Source organism: Streptomyces sp. NPDC104202, from assembly GCF_055584185.1.
This window is the reverse complement of the sequence record NZ_JBVJMN010000011.1, coordinates 105,916-118,530: the sequence shown is the minus strand read 5'-3', so window position 1 is coordinate 118,530 and position 12,615 is coordinate 105,916. Positions and strand designations below refer to the sequence as shown.

10 protein-coding genes and 1 riboswitch are annotated in these 12,615 nt (G+C 69.9%); of the genes, 4 read left to right on the top strand and 6 right to left on the bottom strand.

What is annotated here, in order from left to right:
* Window positions 1-49: 49 nt before the first annotated feature.
* The 6 genes from ACZ60W_RS10790 to ACZ60W_RS10765 form a co-directional block, all read right to left on the bottom strand.
* Complete coding sequence (locus ACZ60W_RS10790) at window positions 50-1,066, bottom strand: ribonucleotide-diphosphate reductase subunit beta (RefSeq protein WP_469755001.1); 1,017 nt, start codon at window positions 1,064-1,066, stop codon at window positions 50-52.
* Window positions 1,066-3,444, bottom strand: coding sequence for a ribonucleoside-diphosphate reductase subunit alpha (locus ACZ60W_RS10785; RefSeq protein WP_469755000.1), 2,379 nt, complete (start codon window positions 3,442-3,444; stop codon window positions 1,066-1,068). The genes ACZ60W_RS10790 and ACZ60W_RS10785 overlap by 1 nt, the downstream gene beginning before the upstream one ends.
* Window positions 3,445-3,577: 133 nt before the next feature.
* Window positions 3,578-3,706, bottom strand: a riboswitch (cobalamin riboswitch).
* A gap of 49 nt (window positions 3,707-3,755) precedes the next feature.
* Window positions 3,756-4,256 carry a GNAT family N-acetyltransferase gene (locus tag ACZ60W_RS10780; RefSeq protein WP_469754999.1) on the bottom strand — a complete coding sequence of 167 codons (501 nt, stop codon included), beginning with the start codon at window positions 4,254-4,256 and terminating at the stop codon, window positions 3,756-3,758.
* A gap of 88 nt (window positions 4,257-4,344) precedes the next feature.
* Window positions 4,345-5,970: a monocarboxylate uptake permease MctP gene (gene mctP / locus ACZ60W_RS10775; protein WP_469754998.1), complete on the bottom strand. Its 1,626-nt coding sequence runs from the start codon at window positions 5,968-5,970 to the stop codon at window positions 4,345-4,347.
* Window positions 5,967-6,221, bottom strand: a complete 255-nt coding sequence (locus ACZ60W_RS10770; RefSeq protein WP_469754997.1) for a DUF3311 domain-containing protein — start codon at window positions 6,219-6,221, stop codon at window positions 5,967-5,969. Before ACZ60W_RS10770 ends, mctP begins: the two co-directional genes overlap by 4 nt.
* A 367-nt stretch (window positions 6,222-6,588) precedes the next feature.
* The gene (locus tag ACZ60W_RS10765) at window positions 6,589-7,353 is read right to left on the bottom strand and encodes a GntR family transcriptional regulator (protein ID WP_366307734.1); all 765 of its coding nucleotides are present in this window, start codon (window positions 7,351-7,353) and stop codon (window positions 6,589-6,591) included.
* 430 nt (window positions 7,354-7,783) lie between these two features.
* Between ACZ60W_RS10765 and ACZ60W_RS10760 the strand changes: the two genes are divergently transcribed.
* The 4 genes from ACZ60W_RS10760 to ACZ60W_RS10745 all read left to right on the top strand — a co-directional run bounded on the left by ACZ60W_RS10760 (window position 7,784) and on the right by ACZ60W_RS10745 (window position 12,539).
* Window positions 7,784-9,061, top strand: a complete 1,278-nt coding sequence (locus ACZ60W_RS10760; protein WP_469754996.1) for an extracellular solute-binding protein — start codon at window positions 7,784-7,786, stop codon at window positions 9,059-9,061.
* A 74-nt stretch (window positions 9,062-9,135) separates the two neighbouring features.
* Window positions 9,136-10,125 (top strand): carbohydrate ABC transporter permease, encoded by a 990-nt coding sequence (locus tag ACZ60W_RS10755; protein ID WP_469754995.1) that lies wholly within the window; start codon window positions 9,136-9,138, stop codon window positions 10,123-10,125.
* Window positions 10,122-11,000 (top strand): carbohydrate ABC transporter permease, encoded by an 879-nt coding sequence (locus ACZ60W_RS10750; protein ID WP_469754994.1) that lies wholly within the window; start codon window positions 10,122-10,124, stop codon window positions 10,998-11,000. The genes ACZ60W_RS10755 and ACZ60W_RS10750 overlap by 4 nt, the downstream gene beginning before the upstream one ends.
* A gap of 9 nt (window positions 11,001-11,009) precedes the next feature.
* A complete protein-coding gene (locus ACZ60W_RS10745) occupies window positions 11,010-12,539 on the top strand; it encodes a glycoside hydrolase family 3 protein (protein WP_469754993.1) in 1,530 nt (509 codons plus the stop codon).
* Window positions 12,540-12,615 lie beyond the last annotated feature (76 nt).

Genomic DNA, 12,615 nt, shown 5'->3' with positions numbered 1-12,615 from the left:
AGGGCCCCGCACTCGCCGAGTGCGGGGCCCTTCCTCGTACGGCCGTGGCCTAGAAGTCCTCGTCCAGGTCCACCGAGCCCTCGACGGCCACCTGGTAGGCGGACGGGCGGCGCTCGAAGAAGTTGGTGAGCTCCTGGACGCCCTGGAGCTCCATGAACGCGAACGGGTTCTCCGAGCCGTACACCGGGGCGAAGCCGAGGCGCTGGAGGCGCTGGTCGGCGACGCACTGGAGGTACGCGCGCATCGACTCGGTGTTCATGCCGGGCAGCCCGTCGCCGCACAGGTCGCGGCCGAACTGGAGCTCGGCCTCGACGGCCTCCTTCAGCATGTCGGTGACCTGCCGGCGCAGGGCGTCGTCGAAGAGCTCCGGCTCCTCCTTGCGGACGGTGTCCACGACCTCGAAGGCGAAGTTCATGTGCATGGTCTCGTCACGGAAGACCCAGTTGGTGCCGGTCGCCAGGCCGTGCAGCAGGCCGCGGGACCGGAACCAGTACACGTACGCGAAGGCGCCGTAGAAGAACAGGCCCTCGATGCAGGCCGCGAAGCAGATCAGGTTCAGCAGGAAGCGGCGGCGGTCGGCGGCCGTCTCCAGCTTCTCGATCTTCTCGACCGAGTCCATCCACTTGAAGCAGAACTGCGCCTTCTCGCGGATGGAGGGGATCTCCTCGACCGCGTCGAACGCCGCGGCGCGGTCGTCCGGGTCGGGCAGGTAGGTGTCGAGCAGCGTCAGGTAGAACTGGACGTGCACGGCCTCCTCGAACAGCTGCCGCGAGAGGTAGAGGCGCGCCTCGGGGGAGTTGATGTGCTTGTAGAGCGTCAGCACCAGGTTGTTCGCGACGATCGAGTCGCCCGTCGCGAAGAACGCGACCAGACGGCCGATCATGTGCTGCTCGGCCGGCGTCAGCTTGGCGAGGTCGGCGACGTCGGAGTGCAGGTCGACCTCCTCCACCGTCCAGGTGTTCTTGATCGCGTCCCGGTAGCGCTCGTAGAAGTCCGGGTAGCGCATCGGGCGCAGGGTCAGCTCGAAGCCCGGGTCGAGGAGGTTCTTCCGATCGGTGGAACTCATTACTGGCAGGCCTCGCAGGACTCGGGGTTTTCCAGGGAGCAGGCGAGGGCGTCCGCGTCGGAGACCGCCTGCTGGACGGGGATGGGGGCGGCGGCCGTCGTCGACGCCTGGGCGGCGCGCGCGATCCGCGTCGCCGGACGGGAGCGCAGGTAGTACGTCGTCTTCAGACCCTGCTTCCAGGCGTACGCGTACATCGACGACAGCTTGCCGATCGTCGGCGTCTCCATGAACAGGTTCAGCGACTGCGACTGGTCCAGGAAGGGGGTGCGGGCCGCGGCCATGTCGATCAGACCGCGCTGCGGGATCTCCCAGGCCGTGCGGTACAGCTCGCGGACCTCGGCCGGGATCCAGGTGAAGCCGGCCACCGAGCCGCTGGAGTCACGCAGCGCGTCCCGGGTCTGCGCGTCCCACACGCCGAGGCTCTTCAGCTCGTCGACGAGGTAGGAGTTGACCTGGAGGAACTCGCCCGACAACGTCTCGCGCTTGAAGAGGTTGGAGACCTGCGGCTCGATGCACTCGTAGACACCGGCGATCGACGCGATGGTCGCGGTCGGCGCGATGGCGAGCAGCAGGCTGTTGCGCAGACCGACGGCGGCGATCCGCTCGCGCAGCGCGGCCCAGCGCTCCGGCCAGTTCAGCTCGACGTCGTAGTGGTCCGGGTGCAGCACACCGCGGGCGGCGCGGGTCTGCTCCCAGGCGGGGACCGGGCCGCTGCGCTCGGCGAGGTCGGCGGAGGCCTCGTACGCGGCGAGCATGATCCGCTCGGCGATCCGGGTGGACAGCGCGCGCGCCTCGGCCGAGTCGAACGGCAGCTTCAGCTGGAAGAAGACGTCCTGGAGGCCCATGGCGCCCAGGCCGACCGGACGCCAGCGGGCGTTGGAGCGCCCGGCCTGCTCGGTCGGGTAGAAGTTGATGTCGACGACCCGGTCGAGGAAGGTGACGGCGGTGCGGACGGTCGAGTCCAGCCGCTCCCAGTCGATGTCCCCGCCGGTCACGAAGGACCCCAGGTTGACCGAGCCGAGGTTGCAGACGGCCGTCTCGCCGTCGTCGGTGACCTCGATGATCTCGGTGCAGAGGTTCGAGGAGTGGACGACCGTGCCCGGCTCGGCCGTCTGGTTGGCGGTCCGGTTCGACGCGTCCTTGAAGGTCATCCAGCCGTTGCCGGTCTGGGCCAGGGTCCGCATCATCCGGCCGTACAGGTCGCGGGCCGGCATCGTCTTGCGGGCCAGGCCCTTCGCCTCGGCGGCGCGGTAGGCGGCGTCGAAGTCGTCGCCCCACAGGTCGACCAGCTCGGGGACGTCGGCCGGGGAGAACAGCGACCACGCGGCGTCGGCGTTGACCCGGCGCATGAACTCGTCGGGGATCCAGTGCGCCAGGTTCAGGTTGTGCGTGCGGCGCTGGTCCTCGCCCGTGTTGTCGCGGAGCTCCAGGAACTCCTCGATGTCCGCGTGCCAGGTCTCCAGGTAGACGGCGGCTGCGCCCTTGCGCCGGCCGCCCTGGTTGACCGCGGCGACGGAGGCGTCGAGGGTCTTCAGGAACGGGACGATGCCGTTGGAGTGGCCGTTGGTGCCGCGGATCAGCGAACCGCGGGCGCGGATGCGGGAGTAGGAGAGCCCGATGCCGCCGGCGTGCTTCGACAGCCGCGCGACCTGGTGGTAGCGGTCGTAGATGGAGTCCAGCTCGTCCTGCGGGGAGTCCAGCAGGTAGCAGGAGGACATCTGCGGGTGGCGGGTGCCGGAGTTGAAGAGCGTGGGGGAGGACGGCAGGTAGTCCAGGCGGCTCATCAGCCCGTACAGCGCGGCGACCTCGTCGAGCGCGCGGACGCTGTCGTCCTCGGCGAGGCCGCAGGCGACGCGCAGCATGAAGTGCTGCGGGGTCTCGATCACCTGACGGGTGATCGGGTGGCGCAGCAGGTAGCGCGAGTAGAGGGTGCGCAGACCGAAGTAGCCGAAGCGGTCGTCGCCGGCCGTGTCGACGGTCGCGTCGAGCCGCTCGGCGTGCCGCGTGACGAACTCCGCGGTGCGGTCGGCGATCAGGCCCTCGCGGTGGCCGACGGCGACGGAGGAGGAGAAGGTGACCGAGCCCTGGCCGGCGGCCTCGTCGGCGATGGTGATCGTCAGGAGCCGGGCGGCGAGCCGGGAGTACGCCGGGTCCTCGGCGATCAGGCCCGCGGCCGCCTCGGTGGCCAGCTCGCGCAGCTCCGCCTCGTCCGACGTGGCGCTGCGGCCGCGGAGCGCGGCGGCGGCGACCTTGCCGGGGTCGGTGTCGGGGAGATCGGCGGTGAGGTCGGTCAGGGTCCGCAGCAGTACGGTCCCGGGGCCGTCGCTCTCGACCGCGGAAGCCTCGGCCGAAGCCGGATCGGCGGGCGCGATGGTCACGTGGGGGCTCTCCCTCGCTCGGCCGGGGCCGCGACGGGGACGGCGGGCAAGGGGGACGTCCGGGATCGTCGGACGCGCCGTGTCCACCGGCCCACTCCGCGAGGCCCGGAAGTCAGTGGCACCCGGAACGGAAGGACCGGGCGCGCCGCCGGCAGGTCCTCGGACTCACTCCGTACGAAACCGCACGAAGCACACCGTTGCGGGACAGTTCCGGATTCGCGCCGGATTCCCCTGCGTCGACAGCGAGGATGAGCATACATGTGGGGGGCGCCGCTCTTGGCACCCCCCACATGTTGTGTCGCCGCCCCGCCTCAGCACTCCAGGGCGTAGGTGCGCAGAGAGTGATCGGGAATCGGCTCCCAGTCCCTCTCCGGGGTGCGGACGAAGCCCAGACGCTCGTAGATCCGGTGCGCGGAGGTCATCGAGGCGTCCGTGGAGAGCACGAGGCGCGCACAGCCCGGGAGGACCCGCGCCCGCTCGACACAGGCCCGCACGAGGGCCTCTCCGACGCCCCGGCCGCGGGCCGCCGGAGCGACCACCAGCATCCGGAACTCGGCCTCGCCCTCGACCGCGATGTCGGCCCAGGGGGTGGCGCCCCGGACGAAGGTCACCCCGCCCAGGATCCGCCCGTCGCCGTCCTCGGCGACGAGCACCTCGCTCTCGCGCGCCCGCCGCGCGGTGTCCCGCAGCACGTGCAGATAGGAGTCCTCGGCCCCGTACTTCAGCAGTCCGTCGTCGAGATAGGTGCCCGCGGTGAGCTCGCCGAGCTCCTCGTGCTCGTCGGGCCGTACCGCCCTGATCGTGAAGTCCATGGAGCCAGTCTCCCTCGTGGGCGACGCGAGGGGCCCGGGTCCTCCTGGCGGAGATCCCGGGCCCCTCGGCGTGCGGACGTGCGCCGGGTCAGTGCGTCCCGGAGCCGACCTTCGGAAGCTCCGTCTCCACGCCCGGGTCGCCGGCGTCGGCCGTGTAGTCCGACGGGGAGGTCTCGTCGACGCCCTCGGGGGCCTTGACGGCCTTGAGGACGAAGGTGAGGAAGACGGTGACGACGACGTTGAGCACGAAGGCGGTGAGGCCGATGTAGCCGATCTCGCCGATGCCGGGGATCTCGGCGGAGGAGCCGCCGAAGTGCTTCTGGGTCGGGCTCGCGACGCCGTAGGCGGCGACCGTGCCGTAGACCATGCCGACGGCCCAGCCGGCGAGGAGGGCCCAGCGGTGGAACCAGCGGGTGAACAGGCCGCCGACGAGGGCGGGGAAGGTCTGCAGGATCCAGATGCCGCCGAGGAGCTGGAAGTTGATGGCGACGGTCTTGTCCATGGTGAGGACGAAGGCCAGGGCGCCGACCTTCACCAGGAGGGAGACCAGCTTGGAGACCTTGGTCTCCTGGGCGGGGGTGGCGTCCTTCTTGATGAAGTCCTTGTAGATGTTGCGGGTGAAGAGGTTGGCCGCGGCGATCGACATGATCGCGGCCGGGACGAGCGCGCCGATGCCGATGGCGGCGAACGCGACGCCCGCGAACCAGTCCGGGAACATGGTCTCGAAGAGCTGCGGAATGGCGAGCTGGCCGTTCTTGACCTGGATCCCGGCGGCGATCGCCATGAAGCCGAGCAGCGCGAGCAGTCCCAGCATCAGGGAGTACAGCGGCAGGATCGTGGTGTTGCGGCGGATGACCTCGCGGCTCCGGGACGACAGCGTCGCCGTGATGGAGTGCGGGTACATGAAGAGCGCGAGCGCCGAGCCGAGGGCGAGCGTGGCGTACGTCCACTGGCCGGCCTCGCCGGGGACGAGCGTGCCGCGCGGCTTCCCGGTCGCCGGGTTGGTCTGCGCGTACGCCTCGCCGGCCTTGGCGAAGATCTCGTCGAAGCCGCCGAGCTTGATCGGGATGTAGATGATCGCCACCGCGATGACGATGTAGATCAGCGTGTCCTTGACGAAGGCGATGAGCGCCGGGGCGCGCAGGCCCGAGGAGTACGTGTACGCCGCGAGGACGCCGAAGGCGATCAGCAGCGGCAGGTCCTTGACGAACCAGTGGGTGTTCTCGCCGCCGCCGACGCCCATCACGTCGAGGACGGCCTGGATGCCGACGAGCTGGAGCGCGATGTACGGCATGGTGGCGAGGATGCCGGTGACCGCGACCGCCAGCGACAGCCCCTTGGAGCCGAAGCGGCCCCGGACGAAGTCGGAGGTGGTCACGTAGCCGTGCTTGTGCGAGACCGACCACAGGCGGGGCAGGAACGTGAAGATCAGCGGGTACACCAGGATCGTGTACGGGACGGCGAAGAAGCCGGCCGCGCCCGCCGCGTAGATGGCCGCCGGGACGGCGACGAAGGTGTACGCGGTGTAGAGGTCGCCGCCCAGCAGGAACCAGGTCACCCAGGTGCCGAACGACCGGCCGCCCAGGCCCCATTCGTCGAGGCTCTGCTCGTCGGCGGCCCTGCGCCAGCGCGCGGCCAGGAAGCCCATGACCGTGACGGCCACGAAGAAGAAGACGAAGACGCCGAGCGCCACGCCGTTCACGCCGTCCTTCATCGCGCGTCACCTCCCTTGCGGGCACGCTGGTCCCGCTGCCACAGCTTGTACGCGACCATGGTGAGCGCGGTGGAGATCAGCACCCAGAGCATCTGGTACCAGTAGAAGAACGGGATTCCGGCGAAGAGCGGTTCGGTCTTCGCGTAGGAACTCACCCAGAGCATCGCCACGAACGGGGCGAAGAGGCAGAGCGCGATCACCACCCTCAAGGGGGTGACGACCGGTTGTTTCCCTTGTGTCGCTTCTGGCATGGCGGATCGTCCCCTCGCTGATCACCTCGGTAATGCTGGGGAAATCTAGGGGACGCGTTCGCCGCAGGGAACCCCTGTCCGCATAACGGAGTCGATTCTTCGGGAACTTCCTCGCCACCGGCCGCCCCGGTCCGCCCGCGGCCTCGCGCGCCGCCTTTCGCGCCGCGTTCCGCCGCGGCGGCGGAGGGCGTCAGGGTCTAGACCAATGATGGTGGGGTGTGGGTCCGTCCGGCCTGGTCAGCGGAGTGCCGACGGGCGGTGACGACGGGGTGCGACGCCCGCTCCGGCGAGGGGTGGCGGCCGGTGCGGGGCTCGGTCCGGCCGCCGTCCCGGGAGGCGGGAGCGGCGGGCCGGGCACCGGGGGGAATCAGCCGTTCGGGCGCTTGAGCCGCGCGACGAACTTGTACCGGTCGCCGCGGTACACGGAGCGCACCCACTCCACCGGCTCGCCCTGGCCGTCCAGGGAGTGACGGGAGAGCATCAGCATCGGCAGGCCGACGTCGGTCCCGAGCAGTCCGGCCTCGCGCGGCGTGGCCAGGGAGGTCTCGATGGTCTCCTCGGCCTCGGCGAGGTGCACGTCGTACACCTCGGCGAGGGCCGTGTAGAGAGAGGTGTACTTCACCAGCGATCGGCGCAGCGCGGGGAAGCGCTTGGCCGAGAGGTGGGTGGTCTCGATGGCCATCGGCTCGCCGCTCGCCAGGCGCAGCCGCTCGATGCGCAGGACGCGGCCGCCGGTGGAGATGTCGAGGAGGCCGGCGAGGGTGTCGTCCGCGGTGACGTAGCCGATGTCGAGGAGCTGGGAGGTCGGTTCGAGTCCCTGGGCCCGCATGTCCTCGGTGTACGAGGTGAGTTGCAGGGCCTGGGAGACCTTCGGCTTGGCCACGAAGGTGCCCTTGCCCTGGATGCGCTCCAGACGCCCCTCGACCACCAGCTCCTGGAGGGCCTGGCGCACGGTGGTCCGCGAGGTGTCGAACTCGGCGGCCAGGGTGCGCTCCGGCGGCACCGGCGTGCCGGGCGGGAGGGTCTCCGTCATGTCGAGCAGGTGGCGCTTCAGCCGGTAGTACTTGGGCACGCGCGCGGTGCGGGTGACCGCCCCGCCCTCCGTCTCCGTGCCGCCCGCGTCCGTGGCCATGGCCTGCCTTCCCGACTCCTGTGCTGCTGCCGTCACCGGCTCCTCCGTCTGTCGCGGCTCACATGGTGGCACGGTTCGTGTGCCCTCACCGTTTCTCCTGCCGATATGTGCCGGTTCGGCGAGGAGGAGTCGTTCCCTGCTTCTTATACACCGAGGGACGCCTCGTTGGTCTAGGCCATTCCGGCCGAGAGGTGAGGCCGCTTCCACCGGCCCCCTCCGGCCGCCCGGGCGAGCCGCGCCGGGGTGAGGTGTCTTTCCGATAACGGACGCCACTACCCGTCTTACACACTCTTGACACCCCAAAAGGTCTAGGCCAAGCTCCGGGTACTGGTCTAAACCATTAAAGACCAGGTCCCAGCCCCACGAGCACTACCCGACGTATGTCTTCGCGCGGTGGGCAGGGGTTGCAGGCATCCCTGAGGAGGGTGGCGTGAAGCGCAAGCTCATCGCGGCGATCGGCGTCGCGGGCATGATGGTCTCGATCGCGGCGTGTGGGGGCTCCGACAAGTCCGGAGACAACGCCGGCGGCGACGCCAAGGAGCTCACCGTCTGGCTGACGGTCGACGCCCAGAACAACTGGCCCGAGCTGGTCAAGGCCGCCGACGACGCGGTGACCAAGAAGCACCCGGGCATCAAGATCAAGCACGAGTACTACGGCTGGCCGGACAAGAACACCAAGCTCGACGCGGTGCTCGCCACGGACAAGGCCCCGGACGTTGTCGAGATGGGCAACTCCGAGATGATCAGCTACATGGCCAAGGGTGCCTTCGCCGAGGTCGACGCGTCGAAGTTCGAGAACTCCGACAAGTGGCTCGACGCCCTCAAGGACTCGGTCACCTACAACGGCAAGACCTACGGTGTCCCCTACTACGCCGGTGGCCGCGTGGGCACCTGGCGCAAGGACATCGCCGCCGAGGCCGGCGTCAAGGCCGCCCCGAAGACCTGGGCCGAGCTGACCGCCGCCCTCGACGCCATCCAGGCGAAGAAGGGCGACAAGTTCAGCGCCTGGTACCAGCCGTCGCCCGACTGGTACGCCGCCATGTCCTTCGTCTACGACGCGGGCGGCTCCATCGCCAAGCAGGACGGCGAGACCTGGAAGTCCAACCTGTCCTCGCCCGAGTCCCTCAAGGGCCTCACCGCCTACAAGGCGATCCTCGACAAGTACATGCACGGCGACAAGACGAAGGACGAGTCCGACCGTCCCGTCGTCTTCGGCCAGGGCAAGTCCGCGACGATCTTCGCCGCCGGCTGGGAGGGCGCCACCGCGGCCGACCCGAAGACCGACAAGGTCGGCGGCCTCGCCGACAAGCTCGAGAACTTCGTGATGCCCGGCCCGTCCGGCAAGAACCTCCCGGTCTTCCTCGGCGGCTCGGACCTGGCCATCCCGGTCAAGTCCAAGGCGCAGGGCGTCGCCGGCGAGTGGATCGCCGCCTTCACCGGCGCCGAGGGCCAGAAGGGCCTCATCGGCAAGGGCAACCTGCCCAACAACAAGGCCGACCTCGCGCCGCTGAAGAACGACCCGGCCACGACCGTCGCGGCCACCGCCGCCGAGTCGAGCTACTTCGTCCCGACCGCTCCGGGCTGGGGCCAGGTCGAGAAGGCCCAGATCCTCAAGACGATGCTCATCGACATCGCCAAGGGCAAGTCCGTCGAGGAGGCCGCCAAGGCCGCCGACACCGCGATCGACAAGGTCATCAACACCAAGTGACCTATGGGCAGGGCCCCGTCTCACGACGGGGCCCTGCCGCCCGTACCACGAGAGGGATCGCTGAGGAGCACGGGATGAGTGCCGCAGACACAACCACCGCGAAGGTGCCGCCGGTGCGGCAATCGCCACCCTCCGGCTCCACAGCCGGTGGTCCGGGGAAGCCCGGCAAGAAGAACGGCGGGGCAGGCGTCCCATGGCTGCTGCTGGCGCCATGTCTCCTCGTCCTGCTCCTGGTGCTGGGCTATCCGCTGGTCCGCCTGGTCACCCTCTCGTTCCAGAAGTTCGGCCAGCCCCAGCTGTGGGGCTTCCAGGAAGCGGAGTCGGCCGGCTTCGACAACTTCACCAAGATCCTCGGTGACACCGAGTTCTGGACCGTCGTCCTGCGCACCGTGCTCTTCGCGGGCGGCGCGGTGATCGTCACCATGGTCCTCGGCATGATGATCGCCCTGCTGCTGCAGAAGGTCTCGGGCTGGGTCAAGGCCCTGATCAACATCGTGCTCGTGGCGAGCTGGGGCATGCCCATCATCGTCGCCACGGCCATCTTCAAGTGGCTGTTCGACGCCGACTACGGCGTCCTCAACTGGCTGCTCAGCCGCATCCCCGGCGTCGACATGATCGGCCACAACTGGTTCGCCAGCGGCCCGCAGGGCCTCGCCGTGATCATGCTGCTCGTCGTCTGGGGCGCCGTGCCCTTCGTGGTCATCACCCTGAGCGCCGGCCTCACCCAGGTGCCCAAGGAGCTCGAAGAGGCCGCCCGCCTCGACGGAGCCGGCGCCTGGGGCGTCTTCCGCTTCGTCACCCTGCCCATCCTCAAGCCCATCATCGTCATGCTGACCACGCTGTCGGTGATCTGGGACATGGGCGTCTTCCCGCAGGTCTACGTGATGCGCAACGGCCACCCGGAGCCCGAGTTCCAGCTGCTCACCACGTACTCCTTCGACCGGGCGTTCGTCGTCAACGACTACGGCACCGGCTCCGCGATCGCGCTCGTCACGGTCCTGCTGCTGCTCGGCGTCGTCGCCGTCTACATGCGCCAGATGCTCAAGATCGGAGATGTGGAGTGAGCGCCGCCAACGCCGCGGCAGCCCCGGCCAAGTCGCCGGCGCCCGCCGTCACCCACCGCCGCAAGTCCAAGCTCGGCTGGAACCTCCTCGGTCTGCTCGTCGTCCTCACGGCCGGGTTCCCGGTCTACTGGATGATCAACACGGCCTTCAAGCCGGCCAAGGACGCGATCGACCCCGATCCGCACTTCTTCCCGTCGACCTTCACGCTGGAGAACTTCAAGCGTGCCCTCGACATCGCGGACTTCTGGGGCCCGGTCCTCCGCAGCCTCGTGGTCTCGCTCGTCGTGGTCGTCATCGGCATCGCCGTCGGCCTGCTCGCCGCCCTCGCCATCTCCCGGTTCGCCTTCCGCGGCCGCAAGATCGTGATCGTCGGCATCCTCGCGGTCCAGATGGTCCCGCTGGTCGCCATGATCATCCCGGTCTTCCTGCTCCTCAACGACCTCGGCCAGTACGACCGGCTCAGCGGCCTGATCATCACGTACCTGACCTTCATCCTCCCCTTCACGGTGTGGACGCTCCGCGGCTTCATCGTCAACATCCCGAAGGAGCTGGAGGAGGCGGCCATGGTCGACGGCTGCACCCGCTCCGGCGCCTTCATCCGGGTCGTCTTCCCGCTGCTCGCCCCGGGCATGGTCGCCACCTCGGTCTACGGCTTCATCCAGGCGTGGAACGAGTACCTCTACGCCCTCATGCTGATGAGCCAGCAGAACCAGACGGCCACCGTCTGGCTCAGCAACTTCATCACCAAGAACGGCACCGAGTACGCCCCGATGATGGCCGGCTCGACCATGATGGCCGTCCCCATCGTGATCCTCTTCCTGCTCGTCCAGCGCAAGATGGCCGCCGGCCTGACCGCCGGCGCGGTGAAGGGATAACCGAGCCCCATGACCACTCTCGTACACGGCTCGGACACCCTGACGCGTGACGCGCTCACGGTCCTCCAGCCCGGCTTCGTCGGCACCACCGCCCCCGACTGGCTGCTCCGCCGCATCGGCGAGGGCCTGTCCTCGGTCGGTCTCTTCGGCCGCAACATCGTCGGCCCCGACCAGCTCGCCGCGCTCACCGCGCAGCTGCGGGCCGAGCGGGACGACGTCCTCGTCGCCATCGACGAGGAGGGCGGCGACGTCACCCGCCTCGAGGTCAAGCAGGGTTCGTCCTTCCCCGGCAACTACGCCCTCGGCAGCGTCGACGACGTCGAGCTGACCCGGGCCGTCGCCCGCGAGCTGGGCCGCAGGCTCGTCCAGTGCGGCGTCGACCTCAACTGGGCGCCCTCGGCGGACGTCAACTCCAACGCCGAGAACCCGGTCATCGGCGTCCGGTCCTTCGGGCCGGACCCGGACCTGGTGGCCCGGCACACCGTGGCGTACGTCGACGGCCTCCAGGGCGTCGGGGTCGCCGCCTGCACGAAGCACTTCCCCGGACACGGCGACACGAACGTGGACTCCCACGACGCGCTGCCCCGGATCGATGTGGACCTCGCCACACTGCACGCCCGTGAGCTGGTGCCTTTCCGCGCCGCCATCGCCGCGGGTACCAAAGCGGTCATGAGCGCGCATATCCTTCTCTCCGCGCTCGACCCCCACCGCCCGGCCACCCTGAGCCCGCAGATCCTCACCGGTCTGCTGCGCCAGGAGCTGGGCTTCGAGGGGCTGATCGTCACCGACGGCATGGAGATGCAGGCCGTCGCGGCGACGTACGGCATCGAGCGCGGATCGGTCCTCGCGATCGCCGCGGGCGCCGACGCCATCTGCGTCGGCGGCGGGCTGTGCGACGAGGACACCGTGCTGCGCCTGCGCGACGCGCTGGTCGACGCGGTACGGACCGGTGAACTGCCCGAGGAGCGGCTGGCCGACGCCGCGGCGCGCGTGCGCGCCCTGGCGGCCTGGACCCAGGCGCACCGGGCCGGGGGCGGGGCTGAGACGGTGCCGGGCGCGGCAGTGCAGGAGGGGACCGCGCCCGGCACCGACATCGGACTCGTCGCCGCCCGCCGGGCCCTGAGGGTCACGCGCGGGGAGCACCCGCACACGCCGGTCACCGAGGCCCCCTACGTGGCCTCCTTCACCCCGGTCGCGAACTTCGCGGTCGGCGACGAGACGCCCTGGGGCATCGCGGCGGAGCTGGAGCGCCTGCTGCCCGGCACGGAGACCGGCTCGTACGACGAGTCGTCCGCCGTGGACGCGGTCCTCGCCGCGGCGGGGGAGCGGCGCATCGTGGCGGTCGTCCGCGACGTCCACCGCTACGCGTGGATGACACGGGCCCTGGACGGTCTCCTCGCCGCCCGCCCGGACACCGTCGTGGTGGAGATGGGCCTCAACGAGGCGGAGCCCCGCGGGGCCCTGCACATCGCCACGCACGGCGCGGCCCGGGTCTGCGGCCGCGCCGCCGCCGAGGCCGTGGTGGGCACCGGCTCCTGACCGGCGCCCCGCCGCCCGTACGCGGAGGGGCCCGGCACCTGTCCAGGTGCCGGGCCCCTTCGGTGTTCCCGGGGTG

Excerpts from the sequence above, each read along its gene's own strand:
- ACZ60W_RS10790 (WP_469755001.1), bottom strand. The coding sequence starts at position 1,066 with ATGAGTTCCACCGATCGGAAGAACCTCCTCGACCCGGGCTTCGAGCTG.
- ACZ60W_RS10780 (WP_469754999.1), bottom strand. The coding sequence starts at position 4,256 with ATGGACTTCACGATCAGGGCGGTACGGCCCGACGAGCACGAGGAGCTC.
- mctP (WP_469754998.1), bottom strand. The coding sequence starts at position 5,970 with ATGAAGGACGGCGTGAACGGCGTGGCGCTCGGCGTCTTCGTCTTCTTC.
- ACZ60W_RS10770 (WP_469754997.1), bottom strand. The coding sequence starts at position 6,221 with ATGCCAGAAGCGACACAAGGGAAACAACCGGTCGTCACCCCCTTGAGG.
- ACZ60W_RS10765 (WP_366307734.1), bottom strand. The coding sequence starts at position 7,353 with ATGGCCACGGACGCGGGCGGCACGGAGACGGAGGGCGGGGCGGTCACC.
- ACZ60W_RS10755 (WP_469754995.1), top strand. The coding sequence starts at position 9,136 with ATGAGTGCCGCAGACACAACCACCGCGAAGGTGCCGCCGGTGCGGCAA.
- ACZ60W_RS10745 (WP_469754993.1), top strand. The coding sequence starts at position 11,010 with ATGACCACTCTCGTACACGGCTCGGACACCCTGACGCGTGACGCGCTC.